The sequence below is a fragment of the Pedobacter sp. SL55 genome, assembly GCF_026625705.1.
Taxonomy (GTDB): Bacteria; Bacteroidota; Bacteroidia; order Sphingobacteriales; family Sphingobacteriaceae; genus Pedobacter.
In genome coordinates this window covers 81,463-96,463 of record NZ_CP113059.1, presented here as the reverse complement: position 1 = coordinate 96,463, position 15,001 = coordinate 81,463, and the positions used below count along the sequence as shown (strand labels likewise).

The following is a 15,001-nucleotide window of genomic DNA, read 5'->3' as shown; positions in this document are numbered from 1 at the left end:
AATTTTATACTATAAAAATAGGTTATTAGTTGCTTTTCAAGCTATCTAACTCAACTTTAGTTTGTTTTTTAAGCAAAATGATATTGCTCATGAACTTTCCATTATCTGCAGAGAGTTGGTAGCCAAAAGAATTGTAATCCTTAACGCCCTTTGCAGATTTATATTGTTTGTAATAGGCTGGTTTTAAATTTCTTCCAAAAATATCGTTGCTGTTTTTGTTGTTGATATAAAAAGCAATGGTAGCGGTGCTCGAAGTCTGGTCCTTAAAGTTAATATAGTCATCCGTATTAGCCAACAAACGATTGTTTTTGTAGCTATTTAAAAACACTTGAATAGTGCTTGCGTAGTTGGCTACCACAAAATGATTATCAATAATGGTGTAAAACGGGCGTTCAAATTTTTTAAATGGTTCGCCAAAAAAGTTGGCCAATAAATTTGGTTCCTTAAAAATTCTAATATCGGGAGCGTACTCACTACTTAAATCTAAAAGTAACTGCCCTAGTTTATCGCCATTTTTGATTTCTATCAGTCCCATTTTTTCGCCACTTTTTAATTGCAGAACAGCTAATTGTTTGTTAAAATACTGCGGAAAAGTTTGGTTAATATCTATCCTGTATTGTTCGCTTATAGCTTTTTCTTGCTGCGTAATCTTGGTATCTTCTTTGAGTTCTTTTTGTAACTCTTTAAGTGTACCTGCCCATTTTTGGTAGTCATTTATAGCTAGTACGGTATAATTGGCAGTTTGCTCTGGAAAAAGCTGGTCTATACTTGTTTTCTGTTCTTTTTGGTTCACAAAAAGGTTGAAATAATTCTGCTGGTTCTGGATGTCGGTATAACCGTTTAGTAGCAGTTTATCGCTGCCAAAATTATAGCTTAAAGAGGCGTAGGCTTGTTGTTTGTTAAAAATGCTGAGCTCGCCAGTGAGATTGGAGTTTAAAATATTTTTTAGCAATAGCGGAAGTTTAGCATAATCGATATAGATATTGGCTAGCGTGTTTTTGTTTACTCGTATATTTTGTCTAATGTACTCGGCAAATGTATTTTTTTTGGTTTTATCTGTATGGGTAATTTGGTTCAGCGCATTTGGGCTGTTAGAGATTAATACCGATTTTTGATTGATGGCCAAATAAAACGTTGCGCTGTCCCCAAATTTTAATTCGTGAAAATTACCTTGTTTCTGTAATGATAAGTTTAATTTATTAAAAAGCGATAAGTCTAGCTGTGCTTTTTTGGTTTGGGTGGCCATTACAAAATCTACTTTGTTGTGTTCGCCTGGTAAAAAGCCAAGTACTATTTTTTCGCCCTCAATAAGTTGGTTAACGCTGTTGTTGTTAAGTAGTTTTTCTCGTAGAACGCTTAATAATTTGCTTTTCTCTTCGCCAACAATGTGGTCTGTGATCTGCTGGCCGCTAAGAATTTCATAGAAGCTTTTGTCGCTATCAAACGTAAAAATAATTGGAGCAGCAGCCGATACTACATTTAACGAGTTATCTGTTGCGCTACTTTCTTTATTCAAATTTGAAAAGTATAAGTACGCCATGCCCGATACCCCGAGCGTTAGTAAAACCAATAATATATATATCTTTCTCATATCAACCTTGGCAAATTTAATTTAATTTTATGATTAGTAAGATTGTGAGGGCATTTTCTTAATTTAGCATTATTTAAAGCCGTTGCTCATGAACAAAAGAATAATCTTAACTGCCGCTTTCTTTGGCGCTTTAGCCGTAATATTAGGTGCTTTTGGTGCCCATGGTTTAAAAAGCATGGTTACGCCAAGCCAGTTAGAAACTTGGCAAAAAGGGGTCGAATATCAGTTTTACCATACCTTTGCCATCTTATACTTGTCTACTTTTGCCCGTTATAAAAATAAGCTTATTGGCTTTTCTTTCTTGTCCTTCGTTTTGGGCATTGTCTTTTTTTCTGGGTCATTATATTTGTTAGCGCTTAAAGATGCTTATCATTTATCGTTTGCACAGGTGTTAGGCCCCATAACGCCTATTGGTGGTTTGTTTTTTATTTTAGGGTGGATTTTCTTGTTTTTAGCAGCATTAAAAGATAAATAGAATGGATTTTGCGGAGTCGGATTTTTTGGAGCGAGAAACCTTGTTTGTAGAAGTGGTTTTGCCACTTTCTTTAGCTATAAACTATACTTATCGGGTGCCTTTTGAACTTAGCGACCTTGTTGCTGTGGGTAAACGGGTGGTGCTGCAGTTTGGTAAGCACAAAATTTATACGGCCTTGGTTAAGCGCATTACCAAAACTCCGCCAGAACACTACCAAGCAAAATATATTATCGATGTGGTAGACGAGCATCCGGTGGTTACCGAAAAACAATTTGAGTTTTGGAACTGGATTACCTCATACTACCTCTGTAACGAAGGCGACGTAATGGCTGCTGCTCTGCCAACAGGTTTAAAATTGGCAAGCGAAACAGTCTTGCTGCTAAAAGACGAACTGCCAGGCGAACTTAATTTGAGCGATAAAGAGCAAATTATTTTTGAAGTGCTGCATAAACAACATCGTATCAGTATTGATGAGGTAGCTGGCCTTTTGGGGCAAAAAACAGTTTATCCGATAGTTAATGCTTTAATTGCCAAAGAAGTAATTGTAGCTGCCGAAGAGGTGGTAGACAAGTACAAACCCTTGTTAAAGTCGTTTGTAAGGTTAAATGATTTCTACCACGAAGAGGCTAATTTGAGGAAATTGTTTGAACAATTGGAAAAAGCACCCAAGCAGTTAGATGCACTTTTAGCCTACCTGAAGTTAAGCAAAGACAAAGGGTTTGTACCTAAAAATCAACTCATAGAAGAAAGTGGAAGCGGCCAAGCGGCGTTAAAAGCTTTAACTGATAAGGAAATTTTTAACATCGAAAAAAGGCCTGTTAGCAGGCTAAGTAGTGACGGAGAGTTGTTTGATATCAACTTTGAGTTGAGCGAGCATCAAAAAGAGGCATTAGCAAAGGTTAAACAGCAGTTCGAGACCAAAGATGTGGTTTTGCTGCATGGTGTTACTGCTGCGGGTAAAACCCAACTTTACATCAAGCTTATTGAAGAGGCCATTGCCGGCGGAGGACAAGTGTTGTTTCTGCTTCCAGAAATTGCTTTAACTACGCAGATTGTCGAAAGAATAAAGCTCTACTTCGGGAATAAAATTGGCGTTTATCATTCTAAATTTAATGATAACGAGCGTGTAGAAATTTGGAACAAAGTGCTCGAAGGTACTTATCAGGTGGTGCTTGGAGCTAGATCTGCGGTGCTGTTGCCTTTTACAGATTTAAAATTGATTGTAGTAGATGAAGAGCACGAAAACTCTTACAAACAATATGACCCAGCGCCACGATATCAGGCTAGAGATGCGGCCATTTATTTAGCGTATCTGCACCAGGCCAAAGTTGTGTTAGGTTCTGCTACGCCATCTTTAGAAAGTTATTACAACGCCAAAACCGACAAATATGGGCTGGTAGAATTAACCGAACGTTTTGGTGGCGTACAATTGCCTTTGCAAGAAGTGGTAAGCATAGCTGAAGAAACGAAGCGTAAGAAAATGACATCCTATTTTACCAGTGTTTTGATTGATGACATTGCCGACGCTTTGGAAAAAAAGGAGCAGGTAATTTTGTTTCAAAACCGTAGGGGATATGCGACCATTTTAATTTGTGCTACCTGTGGCTATGCGCCAAAATGTGTGAATTGCGATGTAAGCTTAACCTACCACAAATCTAGCGGTAAATTACATTGTCACTATTGTGGCTATCATCAAAGCAGTATCAATGTTTGTCCGGCCTGTGGTTCTGTACATGTAGAGCAAAAAGGTTTTGGTACCGAGCGCATAGAAGAAGAGCTAAGTTTGATTTTCCCCGATGCGAGAATTGCCAGATTGGATTTAGACAGCACAAGAACCAAAAACGGGATGCAGCAAATTATCAGTGATTTCCAAGAGAAGAAAAACGATATCTTGATTGGAACCCAAATGGTAGCCAAAGGCTTGGATTTTGAAAATGTGAGCTTAATTGGGGTAATTAACGCAGATACGTTATTGAACTTCCCAGATTTTAGGGCTTTTGAACGAAGTTACCAGTTGTTGGCACAGGTTGCAGGTAGGGCAGGGCGAAGAGATAAACAAGGAAAGGTATGTATACAGGCTTATGCCGACGATCATCGTATCATTAAACAAGTAATTAATAACGATTACGAACAAATGTATGCTGATGAATTGGAAGAACGCAGACAGTTTAATTATCCGCCCTTTTCTAGGTTAATTTTCATTAACGTTAAACATAAAGATGCCAATGTGCTTCACATTGCTGCTCAAACTTTGGCTTCAAATCTTAGGGGGCAGTTAGGCAAAAGGGTTTTGGGGCCAGAGCAGCCTTTGGTTTCTAGGGTAAGGAATTACTATATCAAACAAATTATCCTTAAAATTGAACGTACCGCCGCTATGCAGAAAGTTAAAACGGTATTGGTAGATACCATAAGAGACTTCAATTCTCAGAAAGAATTTAAAAGTGTAATTACACAAATAGACGTAGATCCCTATTAGTTTTTACGTACCAAATGAATTTGGATACCAACAGAAACCGGATTTAATAAAGTTTCTAACCTATTGTACTTGGCAAAAGTTCTGGTATTGGCTACGTCATTGTAAGTGGTTTCCTGACGTTCGTAGGCGTAATAAAAATCTAAACTCGACTCTACAAAAACACTTAATTGGTTAACAATGTTCGCTTTTATGCCCAGCGTAGGACTAAAAACGCCACCGCTCTTACTGGTGTTAGTAGAAGATGTGGTGCTTAAGCTAGCGCTATTAACTGGCTGTATATTTCCTTTAAAGCTATGAGATCTATAACCAAAATCGGCAGCGAAATAAGGTTGTATTACCGAATAATTGAAATTCTTCTCGAAACCAAATTTAATCGCATAATCTGTCATGTTGCCTTTGGCGTTTTCGCAATTATCGCATTTATTGTTAAAGGTAAAATCTCTTTTAAATAAGTAGTGCCCACTAATTCTAAACGCAATTTGGTTATCGTTAAACTTAATCATCCCTCCATTTAACCACATATTAGTAAAGTCTTCGGTATTAGTTTGCTGTAAAATTTTAGGCATTTGCATTAAGCTGTAGCCTCTTACACCAATACTGTAATTATAATTTCCGTCTACTTGGGAAAAAGCTGAGAGGCTAATGAATAATGAAGCAATAACCAGTATAATTCTATTCATGCAAACGATCTTGATAGTGCAAAAATATAAAATATTTGTTACCGTAACTGTTTTTGCTCACTTATTAAATTAATTGTTTGGCAATTAGTCATCGTTATTTTATTTGTATAGTAAATTGTTGGTAAAAATTATGGGCTTTAATTTCGTTAAATACCGACTTTAAAGCTATTTTTGACGCAAATGGCGTATAAGTTTGTAGATAATTACAGAGAAAAGGGAGCAAGAAAAAAACTTGTAGAAATCTTAAAAGAAAGAGGAATATCTGATGCTAAGGTACTTCGGGCAATCGGAAAAGTGCCTCGCCATTTCTTTTTTGATGAAACATTTTGGAACCAAGCTTATAGAGATATTGCTTTTCCTATTGGAGATGGACAAACCATTTCGCAACCTTACACAGTAGCTTACCAAACAGAATTGCTGCATATTCAAAAAGGCGATAAAGTGCTAGAAATTGGGACAGGCTCTGGCTACCAAACTTGTATATTGCTAGAATTGGGCGCCAATGTTTTTACTATTGAGCGGCAAGAAAACTTGTATGCCAGAACCATAAAAGTTTTGCCCGGAATGGGTTATCAAGCAAATTTCTTTTTAGGCGATGGCTCTAAAGGTATTGAAGCGCATGCGCCTTATGCAAAAATAATTGTAACTGCTGGTGCTCCTTTTGTGCCCGAAATCTTGTTGAAACAGTTAAAAATAGGAGGTATTTTAGTTATCCCAGTGGGAGACGAAAAATCTCAGAAGATGATTACCGTAATCCGCGTTAGCGAAAACGAATACGATAGAATAGAATTGGATACTTTTAGGTTTGTGCCGCTGGTTGGCGATCAGGCTTGGTAGGGAGATTTACGATTTTAGATTTACGAATTACGATTTTGATAAAAAAACAAGGAATAAAGATAATAGTTGTTAAACTTCGAATCCTTATTCTTTGCTCTTTATTCCTTGTTCTAATTGTATAGCAAATATTTCTTTCTCATTTCTTTGTACTTGCTCAAACCTGGCTCCCAGCTTGCCCTAATTTCAGTTTCGCTTTTACCGTTGATAATCTGTTGCCTAAAATCGGCTACGCCAATTAATCTTTCAATTGGTAGTAATTGGTTGCTCAATTTCGAGTCAAAGAAAGTTTCTTTTTTAGGAGAGGCTTTATAAAGTTCCATTACCCATTGGATGTTGATTTGCCTGGTTTTTCTGAAAATCGAAGTATCATAATTTCTTAAATCTATACCGTAGCAAACCTCGTCTTTAAAAAGTGGAGTTTCAGCCATTCCTTTAATGCCAACCGGCTTAAAAGAAAATTCGTAAATACCTTTGTAGTATGGGGCGCCTAAAACCGTAAAAGGAAATTGCGTGCCTCTTCCTAAGTTCATATAAACGCCCTCGAACAAACAAGTGCTGGGGTACAATAAGATAGATTGTGGCGTGTTTAGGTTTGGAGAAGGTGCAACTGGCAATTCGTAAGGCATATCATGGCTATAGTTGGCATTTTTAATTACGGTAATTTTGCATTTCAGTTTATTTTTTAACCAACCTTCGCCATTTAACATTTGCGCATATTCGCCCACGGTTAAGCCGTGCGCCACCGGTATAGGTTGAAAGCCGATACCCGATTTAAACTGTAGATCTAAGATGGGGCCATCAATTACAAAACCGTTTGGATTCGGTCTATCGAGAATCATTACTTCCTTGCCGTTGGCGGCACAAGCTTCCATTACACGTTGTAACGTGTTGATGTAAGTGTAGAAACGAACGCCAACATCCTGTATGTCAAATATCATTACATCAACATCTGCCAAGTTTTCTTTGCTCGGTGTACTTTGTTTGCCATACAATGAAACCACTTTAATGCCAGTTTTTGCATCAATTTCATTACCTACATGAACGCCTGCACTAGCATTCCCTCTAAAACCATGCTCTGGACCAAAAATCTTTACTATTTTTACACCGCGTTTTAGTAAACTGTCAACAGTTGTTGTTGTGCCAATAATGGATGTTGGGTTAACCACCATACCTACGCGTTTACCTTTAAGTAGCGGAAGATAAATTTCGGTTTGTTCGGCACCAGTTTTAAACTGTGTTGAAGTTTGGTTTTTAACGATGTTTGGATTTGTTTTCTGCGTTTTTTTGCTGCTTTGTCCGCAGGCGGTAAAGGCAAATGCAATTAAGAAAAGCTTTAAAAGTACTGTTGATTTGTTCATTATCAGGTTTTAAACATGTGCGCGCTAAAACGGAATTGAATTAGCACTGTTGCTAAGTTACAAAATATTGCAAAAAGTTGAATGTAGCCTATTTCATATCGAGACGTATTTCATTAAAGGCCGAAAGAACCTTTTCTAAGTTAATTGTACGTATTGCTATTGCTGGCGTAATGCTAAGTTTGGCGGTAATGATACTTTCGGTAGCCATTATTAAGGGCTTTAAAACCGAAATACAAGACAAGGTTAGAGGTTTTGTTGGCGATATCCAGATTTACCGTTATGATTTGAATGGTTCGTTTGAAAAATCCCCTTTTATACCTAACGATACCACCATAAACAATCTTAACAACAATAAGGAAATTGCCGCCTATTATCCTTTTGCAACTAAACCGGCCATTATTGTGGCCAATGGCCAAGTAGAAGGTATAAATTTTAAAGGCATAGACAAAACATATAACTGGGATTATATTAAAAAGCACTTGGCAAGTGGTAGCGTAATTGATTTTGCTGACAATGCTAAATCTGCCCAACAGATACTCATTTCTGATTTTACAGCCAAACGATTGATGCTCAAAACTGGAGATAGTTTTATCATGCATTTTGTGCAAAATCCGCCTAGAAAGAGAAAAATGACCATTGTAGGCATTTATCATATTGGTATCGAAAACTTAGATAAAAGCTTTGTAATAGGAGATTTAGCGCTAATTAGGCGTTTGAACAATTGGCAAGCAAGTGAAACTGGTGGCATTGAAGTGCGTATCAAAGATTTTAAACTTTTAAAGCCCGTGGCCGACGATGTTTATAGTAGCTTAGAACTGAAGCTAAGGTCTCGGTCGGTACAGGAAAGTACACCAGAAATATTTACGTGGCTATCTCTATTGGATGTAAATACCAACGTAATTTTAACACTTATGTTAATTGTTGGCCTAATTAACATGATTACGGCATTGCTGATTATGATTTTAGAGCGCACCAATATGATTGGTATTTTAAAAGCAATGGGAATGCCGAATACCAGTATGATGAAGATTTTTCTTTACAATGCCATTTATCTGGTTAGTTTAGGGCTTTTGCTGGGTAATATTTTGGGTCTTGGTCTTTGTTATTTGCAGCAATACACCCATTTATTTAAGCTAGACCAAACCAACTATTACTTAGATTATGTGCCCATTGAGGTGCATTTTACCGATGTGCTGCTTTTGAATTTAGCCACCATATTAATTTGTGCTCTTGTTTTAATTATTCCTTCTATGTTGGTAAGCAGGATAAGTCCGCTGAAAGCGATAAGGTTTAAGTAAGTTAGGTTGGAAGTAGCTAGGTTTACCTATAAGTTTTGCACCTGCTATTTTTTACACCCAGTCGTCATTCCCGCATAGGCGGGAATCTTAAAGCGCTTAAAAAGTTGTATGTCTACCGCATTACGATTAGCTGCGCTGAGTACTTCGTGGTTTCAGAATAAATCTGGAATGACTTACTATTTAATTGTTTGTAACACACCCATTTTCAAATCGTAAGTAGATAAAGTAATTTGCAGTAAGTTAAGTTCTGCCAAAACATAATCGGTAATGATGGATGCCATTACAATCATATCTACCCGTAATGAAATGAGGTTTGGCATTGTTGCTCGCTCTTGATGTGTTGAGCCAATCAGTTTTTTACTTAGTTGATGATAAGCATCAATAGCTATGGGGGCCTTAGCCATTTCACGAATAGCTATAGTTGGATCTATTACTTCGGCATAAGTTTCAAAAGCACCAGCAGAACCAATTAAAGTGGTAGCTCCAAATTCTTTTCCAAAAGCGATAAGTTCTGTTAACGTATCTTTTAAATGTTGGTTAATGCTTTCTTGGTCAGTATTGCTAATTGGGTCTGACTTGAAAAATTTTTGCATCAATCTAGCAGCGCCAATATCGAAGCTCTTTTTCCAGTAATATCCATTTTCGTCACAAAAAATAAATTCGGTACTGCCGCCACCAATGTCCATAATTAGCGATTTACCTTGGATAGCACCGCTTAGCTTTACGCCTTCGTAAATGAGGTTTGCTTCTTCTTCTCCATCAATAATATCGATGGTAATTCCGGTTTCTTTTTTTACGGTGTTGATGAAAACTTGGCCATTGCTAGCGCTGCGAACGCCCGAAGTGGCAACTGCTCTAATTTTGGTTATGTTGTACTCATCTAAGCTTGCCTTAAAATCTTTCAGGCAATTCACACCACGTTCAAATGCAGCAGGAATAATCTTATTTTCTTTAGTGATATCTTCGCCTAGTTTTATAGGTTGATTGGTTTTGTAGATGATTTTCAGCTCACTTGCAGTTTGCTCAGCAATGATGAGATGAAAGGTATTAGTTCCAAGATCTATGGCAGCTATTTTCATTGAGTTTAACTTTGAAGTAAAGGTAGCAAAAAGCTTATGCGATTATCCCCGTCCTTTAGAACGAGGTTTGAGGAGAAATCTAGCAAATAGTAATTTGTAAAGCTTGATTGTAATGATGTTGACAATTCGCTAGATTTCTCTCTGCGTTAGAAATGACGGCCAGCACACGCATGCTCTTCCAAATTGCCCATCACTAAGAGCGAGTTAAATTTTTACCAACGTTGCAGGTAGCAGTATGTAATACTTTAAAGTTACAAGAGTTTGCAATAAAGCATAGTTCGTTTGCTTTTTGGTGTAAAGCGTTTACTAGTTCTATTTGCTCTGGATTATCAATGGTAACTACTGGATGTAAGTGAACTTCTACAAATCTTCCACTTCCTTTTTCGTCGGTTTCTAAAGTGCCAATAGCATTGTCTGTATAAGCTATTACATTGATTTGATGTAAGCTACAAACATAAAGAAACGACATCATGTGGCAAGAAATTAAGCTGCTTAAAAGTAAATCTTCGGGGTTGTGCAAACTTGGATCGCCTTTAAAAGCTTTGGCTGCTGATACCTGCAAATCAGATTTACCTTCAAAGCTAAGGGTGTGGTTTTTAGTATATCTTTTCTCCGCGTTTTTGTTGCTTTGCCAATTTAGCATGGCTTTGAACAAGTGTTTTAATGGCATCTCATTTTAATAAAAGCCTAAGATAGTGTTTAAATAAATGGTGCTAAGCAAACAAATTGTGATAATAAATAAGTTTGTTAGTGTTCTCGTTATCCATTTTTGATCTGATAAATCGTAGGTTAGTTTTTTGGTAATGGCCACTACAGTTCCCATTATGAAGAACCAAACAGCGAAGAATAATGAGAGCTTACCTCTAGCCAAAGTGGTAGCTAAATCATGTATCAGCCCGCAGAAAATGAAAGTGAATATGAGTGCAATGCCGATTGGCAATGTTTTTTTGAGCGGCTTAAACACTTTTGCTCCTAAATAATATCCGAAAATTGGGTTCCAGAAAGTCCAAAATGTAGCAAAGTTTTTAGCACCAAGTGAGCGATAAAGGTTATTGCTAAGTGATTTTGAATGTCCTATTGGAACACCGTTTCTCTTTTTTACATATTCGCCTAAATTCATGACCACTGAAGATTGATTTGCTGAAACATTGATAATTGCAAAGAAATTTTAATGTTATGCAAAAGCCTTTGTTAAATAAACCTGACAAAAGCGGATACCGGCCTTGTGGCTAAGGCCTGTGCAGTATGAGCGCTTGGCAGGACAGAAGGAAGATAGTAGCAATGGAGTTGCTTTTCAAAAAGATGGTATGCGATAAATAAGACTTACAAAGTATTTAATACTTCGTAAGTCTTGAAGCAAGTTGCCATTTGCTGCTTATTCTTTATTCTTTATTCTTTATTCTTTATTCTTTGCTCCTTGTTCCTTGCTCCTTTTACTCTAATTCTTATAAGTAAACCACTTAAACATTTCTTTGAAAGTAGTTTTCTTGCCATACATTAAAATACCAACGCGGTAAATGCGGCCGGCAACCCAAACGGTAAGCAAAAATCCGGCAACGAGAATAGCCATTGATAAAGCCAATTCCCAAGTTGGCACGCCATAAGGCATACGAACCACCATGGCAATAGGAGAAGTAAAAGGGATCATTGATAACCAGAAAGCGGTACTGCCGTAAGGATCGTTAGTGACCACGCTGAGCGATAAAGCGTAGCCTAACAGCAAAGGTAGCATTACCGGCATCATAAATTGCTGGGTTTCTGTTTCGCTATCTACGGCAGAGCCAATGGCTGCGTATAAAGCACTGTAGAATAAATATCCGCCCAAAAAGAAGAAGATAAATACCGTTACAATTTTGCCAACATCTAGGCCAGCTAAACTTTTTTGGATATCGCCAATTGGCCCAGCTTGTGTGCTTGCTGCGGCCATTTGTGGGCTGCTGCTTGTTACCTGGTTTTGCGCTTGTGCAGCTGCAATTTCTTTCACATCATCTTTATCTACAAACAGACTTACGGCTGCGGTACTGATGGCCAAGGTAAGCACAATCCAAAGCATAAATTGGGTTAAACCAACTAGGGCAATACCTACAATCTTGCCCATCATTAATTGAAAAGGTTTTACCGACGAGATCATGACCTCGATGATACGGCTGGTTTTTTCTTCGATTACGCCACGCATTACCTGTATGCCGTACATCATGATGAACATGAACATCAATACACCGGCAGTAAATGCAATAAAGGTACTCGCACCAGCGCTCGACTCTTCTTCTGCACCTGTGTCGGCAATTTTCTTGGTAGAAATATCTACTTCAGTTTTTAGTTTATCTAAATCGCTCTGCGAAATGCCGCTTTCCTTTAACTTTTGTGTTTTAATCAGTTCTTCAATATCGCTAGAAACACGCTTGTTTAACGACATACCCGCTTGTTTGGTGCCAAACAATTCTATGCCTTTTGGCGCATCTAAAGTAAACTCGGGCAGGTATAAAATGTAATCGTAATCTGCTTTGCCAATACTTTTCTTCGCTTCATCTAAGCTTTTATCAATGTAGGTGTATTCGATATTTTTATCTGTTTGTAGTTTTTCGGTTAGCGTTTTATTGGTGTTTACTACCGCTACACTGTCATGCGTATCTTTAATTCCTTTGTAGGTAAAATAACCAATAATGGCATATACACCAGCAATTAATAAGGGCGTTAAGAAAGTCATCACAATGAACGATTTCTTTTTTACTCTCGAAAAATATTCTCTCTGGATAATAAGTAAAATCTTATTCATGGTTTTGTCCTTTCACTTTTTCAATAAAAATATCGTTCATTGTTGGTATCACTTCATCCAATCGGTGGATGTTTACGTGCGGCAAAAGAAGTGATAAAGCTTCGTTGGCTGTGCGGTTTTCTTTCAGTTGTAGTTTAACCAACGTATTCGCTTTAACGGTTTCAGTTTGTAAAACCTCGTAAATATCGTTGTTAGCAATAGGGTAGTCGCCTTCGTATTCTACCCAATAGGTATTGCTGCGGTAGCTTGCTTTAATCTCGTCAACGGTACCATCTAATATTTTATGCGATTTGTTGATTAATGCAATGTTGTCGCACAGTTCTTCTACGCTTTCCATGCGGTGTGTGGAGAAGATAAAAGTTGCTCCCTGTTTGTTCAATTCTAGGATTTCGTTCTTGATGATATCTGCATTTACTGGGTCGAAGCCAGAGAAAGGTTCGTCTAGAATGATCAGTTCGGGTTGGTGCAAAACGGTAGCCACAAACTGCACTTTTTGTTGCATGCCCTTACTCAAATCTTCCACTTTTTTGCTCCACCAGTCTTTCATTTCTAGCTTCTCGAACCAATACCTAATTCGTTTGGTAGCTTCGGCACTGTTCAGTCCTTTTAGTTTAGAAAGATAAAGCACTTGCTCGCCAATTTCCATTTTTTTGTAGAGACCACGCTCTTCGGGCAGATAACCAATTTGCGAAATGTGCTTGGTGTTTAGGCGTTCGCCGTTAAAAAATACTTCGCCACTATCTGGAGCGGTAATTTGGGTAATAATTCTAATGAGGGAGGTTTTACCAGCACCGTTTGGACCCAAAAGCCCGAAGATTTTGCCTTTCTCTACTTCCAAACTCACATTATCTAAGGCACGGTGCGTAGCATACTGCTTTACAATATTCTTTACGCTTAACATATCTGTCATTTAGTTTCGATAATAAGATAGCAAAAAAGCTATTTCGTTACACAAATTTTGTGTTTTTTAATCGGAACTTAAATGTGCTAAAGTTTTTAAGGTTGTTCAAACCAACTGTGCAATAAAACTTAGCGTGCTTTGTGGTTTTCTAATTGTTCTTTGCGTTGAAGAACTAACCGCAAAGGATTTAAAAGCACTAGCAAAGAAGGCCAAGTAAACTGATCCGAACTTAATTGTGCTGAGATTTCTTAAGTGGTTCAAAAACCAACTGTGCAATAAAACTTAGCGTGCTTTGCGGTTTTCTAATTGTTCTTTGTATTGAAGAATAAACCGCAAAGGATTTAAAGTATGTGCAAAGAACGCAGAGAAGTAAACTGATCTGGGCTACAGTACACTTCGGTAAAAAAGCCGAAAATAAAGCCGGCTTTTGTAGCAAATTGGGAAAAACCACCGTACAGTTTAAAACCACTATTCTGTAAATTTTAATAAAACCATGATGAAAAAATTTTTAGCCGTATTAGCAATTGTATTTTTGGCCAATTTGGGTTGCAAAAAACTTGATGTTAACGATGGATTGTGTGCCTGCTCTCCTATTACAGAACCCACAGTTGTATTGGTGGTAAAAAATGCAGCGGGTGCAGATATGCTAAACCCTGCAACAAATGGATATTTTACAAACAGCAACATTCAACTCTACTATCAAGAAAGTGGAGGTTCGTTAAAACAGTTAAATTTTTTCGTTCGGCCGTCATTTTCTTACGGAAGCGATAAGTTCAGTTACTATCAATTACATACCACCGATATCTTAAAGAACGTTGTGACGAACAATCGTAGCTTTTACCTTAAATTAGGTAGCAACAACCCATTGAAACTAGATGTTGAACTACAAACAGATGAAAAATATAAAGTAGTTAAATTATTGGTAAATGATGTAGAAGCCCAAGCAGAAACGGGAGCGGTTGCCGCCTACGTACCAAATATTTTCTATGTTAATTTATAATGAGTTGTACTTAAAAGTTCAACATTTCTTTAAAGCTATTTAATTCATTTCAAGAGGGTGAATAAGGGGGCTGGTTTGTTTATTTGCTAGATAATGAATTTGTTAGCCATAGTTTTTTTAAATGATAAGAACTATCTAGCTTACTTTTTGTTTAGTATACAAATCAATCTTCATTTTAAATTTTTGGGTTATGAATATTAAAGAACTATTACTAAATGGAAAGGCATTTTTGGCCCTCTTAAATGATTTCGCAATTGAGGCAAAAAACATAATGATACAGGATGAAGAAATGCTTTTTGCTAGCAAGCGTAATCCTAAAAATGATGTTTTAAAAGAGTCGGTTTGCATAGAAGGTAGAAACGACGATGGAATTTTCAACTTCTTTGGCACTTTGCATTTCAATTCTTCACATCAATTGGCTGTTTTTGAGATGCAGGGATTTGAAAAAATTAATGCTCAAGCTTAATTGTATTAAATGATTAGTTAGGATTTATTTTGGGTTTTTGTATTCCTAAAAGGAGTATTTTTGG

14 protein-coding genes are annotated in these 15,001 nt (G+C 37.2%); 6 read left to right on the top strand and 8 right to left on the bottom strand.

Features of this window, described 5'->3' with window-relative positions; all coding sequences use genetic code 11:
• Positions 1–25: 25 nt before the first annotated feature.
• Complete coding sequence (locus OVA16_RS00435) at positions 26–1,591, bottom strand: hypothetical protein (protein WP_267762925.1); 1,566 nt, start codon at positions 1,589–1,591, stop codon at positions 26–28.
• Between the two features lie 88 nt (positions 1,592–1,679).
• Between OVA16_RS00435 and OVA16_RS00430 the strand changes: the two genes are divergently transcribed.
• Together OVA16_RS00430 and priA are read left to right on the top strand one after the other, a co-directional pair.
• Complete coding sequence (locus OVA16_RS00430; protein ID WP_267762924.1) at positions 1,680–2,066, top strand: DUF423 domain-containing protein; 387 nt, start codon at positions 1,680–1,682, stop codon at positions 2,064–2,066.
• 1 nt (position 2,067) lies between these two features.
• Positions 2,068–4,542 carry a replication restart helicase PriA gene (gene priA, locus OVA16_RS00425; RefSeq protein ID WP_267762922.1) on the top strand — a complete coding sequence of 825 codons (2,475 nt, stop codon included), beginning with the start codon at positions 2,068–2,070 and terminating at the stop codon, positions 4,540–4,542.
• Here priA and OVA16_RS00420 read toward each other — a convergent pair.
• Positions 4,539–5,222 (bottom strand): hypothetical protein, encoded by a 684-nt coding sequence (locus OVA16_RS00420; RefSeq protein ID WP_267762920.1) that lies wholly within the window; start codon positions 5,220–5,222, stop codon positions 4,539–4,541. The genes priA and OVA16_RS00420 overlap by 4 nt on opposite strands.
• Positions 5,223–5,402: 180 nt before the next feature.
• On the opposite strand from OVA16_RS00420, the gene OVA16_RS00415 reads away from it, so the two are divergent.
• Entirely contained in the window at positions 5,403–6,059 is a 657-nt protein-coding gene (locus OVA16_RS00415) for a protein-L-isoaspartate(D-aspartate) O-methyltransferase (RefSeq protein WP_267762918.1), read from the top strand.
• Between the two features lie 110 nt (positions 6,060–6,169).
• On the opposite strand, the gene OVA16_RS00410 is transcribed toward OVA16_RS00415, so the two are convergent.
• Complete coding sequence (locus OVA16_RS00410) at positions 6,170–7,417, bottom strand: DUF1343 domain-containing protein (protein WP_267762917.1); 1,248 nt, start codon at positions 7,415–7,417, stop codon at positions 6,170–6,172.
• Between the two features lie 77 nt (positions 7,418–7,494).
• Here OVA16_RS00410 and OVA16_RS00405 point away from each other — a divergent pair, with 77 nt between their 5' ends.
• Positions 7,495–8,715, top strand: coding sequence for an ABC transporter permease (locus OVA16_RS00405; protein ID WP_267762915.1), 1,221 nt, complete (start codon positions 7,495–7,497; stop codon positions 8,713–8,715).
• A 176-nt stretch (positions 8,716–8,891) separates the two neighbouring features.
• On the opposite strand, the gene OVA16_RS00400 is transcribed toward OVA16_RS00405, so the two are convergent.
• From OVA16_RS00400 to OVA16_RS00380, 5 genes are all read right to left on the bottom strand, one after another.
• Positions 8,892–9,794: an exopolyphosphatase gene (locus OVA16_RS00400; protein ID WP_267762913.1), complete on the bottom strand. Its 903-nt coding sequence runs from the start codon at positions 9,792–9,794 to the stop codon at positions 8,892–8,894.
• Between the two features lie 193 nt (positions 9,795–9,987).
• Complete coding sequence (locus OVA16_RS00395; protein ID WP_267762911.1) at positions 9,988–10,464, bottom strand: OsmC family protein; 477 nt, start codon at positions 10,462–10,464, stop codon at positions 9,988–9,990.
• Positions 10,465–10,470: 6 nt separating this feature from the next.
• A complete protein-coding gene (locus OVA16_RS00390; RefSeq protein ID WP_267762909.1) occupies positions 10,471–10,914 on the bottom strand; it encodes a hypothetical protein in 444 nt (147 codons plus the stop codon).
• 318 nt (positions 10,915–11,232) lie between these two features.
• On the bottom strand, positions 11,233–12,570 hold the full coding sequence (locus tag OVA16_RS00385) for an ABC transporter permease (protein WP_267762908.1): 1,338 nt from the start codon (positions 12,568–12,570) through the stop codon (positions 11,233–11,235).
• Positions 12,563–13,480 carry an ABC transporter ATP-binding protein gene (locus OVA16_RS00380; RefSeq protein WP_267762907.1) on the bottom strand — a complete coding sequence of 306 codons (918 nt, stop codon included), beginning with the start codon at positions 13,478–13,480 and terminating at the stop codon, positions 12,563–12,565. The genes OVA16_RS00385 and OVA16_RS00380 overlap by 8 nt, the downstream gene beginning before the upstream one ends.
• A 484-nt stretch (positions 13,481–13,964) precedes the next feature.
• Between OVA16_RS00380 and OVA16_RS00375 the strand changes: the two genes are divergently transcribed.
• Positions 13,965–14,471: a hypothetical protein gene (locus tag OVA16_RS00375; RefSeq protein WP_267762905.1), complete on the top strand. Its 507-nt coding sequence runs from the start codon at positions 13,965–13,967 to the stop codon at positions 14,469–14,471.
• Between the two features lie 190 nt (positions 14,472–14,661).
• Positions 14,662–14,937: a hypothetical protein gene (locus tag OVA16_RS00370; protein WP_267762904.1), complete on the top strand. Its 276-nt coding sequence runs from the start codon at positions 14,662–14,664 to the stop codon at positions 14,935–14,937.
• Positions 14,938–15,001: the final 64 nt, after the last annotated feature.

What these genes read in the sequence shown, in the direction of transcription:
- OVA16_RS00435 (WP_267762925.1), bottom strand. Translation starts at nt 1,591, where the DNA reads ATGAGAAAGATATATATATTATTGGTTTTACTAACGCTCGGGGTATCG.
- OVA16_RS00430 (WP_267762924.1), top strand. Translation starts at nt 1,680, where the DNA reads ATGAACAAAAGAATAATCTTAACTGCCGCTTTCTTTGGCGCTTTAGCC.
- priA (WP_267762922.1), top strand. Translation starts at nt 2,068, where the DNA reads ATGGATTTTGCGGAGTCGGATTTTTTGGAGCGAGAAACCTTGTTTGTA.
- OVA16_RS00420 (WP_267762920.1), bottom strand. Translation starts at nt 5,222, where the DNA reads ATGAATAGAATTATACTGGTTATTGCTTCATTATTCATTAGCCTCTCA.
- OVA16_RS00415 (WP_267762918.1), top strand. Translation starts at nt 5,403, where the DNA reads ATGGCGTATAAGTTTGTAGATAATTACAGAGAAAAGGGAGCAAGAAAA.
- OVA16_RS00410 (WP_267762917.1), bottom strand. Translation starts at nt 7,417, where the DNA reads ATGAACAAATCAACAGTACTTTTAAAGCTTTTCTTAATTGCATTTGCC.
- OVA16_RS00400 (WP_267762913.1), bottom strand. Translation starts at nt 9,794, where the DNA reads ATGAAAATAGCTGCCATAGATCTTGGAACTAATACCTTTCATCTCATC.
- OVA16_RS00395 (WP_267762911.1), bottom strand. Translation starts at nt 10,464, where the DNA reads ATGCCATTAAAACACTTGTTCAAAGCCATGCTAAATTGGCAAAGCAAC.
- OVA16_RS00390 (WP_267762909.1), bottom strand. Translation starts at nt 10,914, where the DNA reads ATGAATTTAGGCGAATATGTAAAAAAGAGAAACGGTGTTCCAATAGGA.
- OVA16_RS00385 (WP_267762908.1), bottom strand. Translation starts at nt 12,570, where the DNA reads ATGAATAAGATTTTACTTATTATCCAGAGAGAATATTTTTCGAGAGTA.
- OVA16_RS00380 (WP_267762907.1), bottom strand. Translation starts at nt 13,480, where the DNA reads ATGACAGATATGTTAAGCGTAAAGAATATTGTAAAGCAGTATGCTACG.
- OVA16_RS00375 (WP_267762905.1), top strand. Translation starts at nt 13,965, where the DNA reads ATGATGAAAAAATTTTTAGCCGTATTAGCAATTGTATTTTTGGCCAAT.
- OVA16_RS00370 (WP_267762904.1), top strand. Translation starts at nt 14,662, where the DNA reads ATGAATATTAAAGAACTATTACTAAATGGAAAGGCATTTTTGGCCCTC.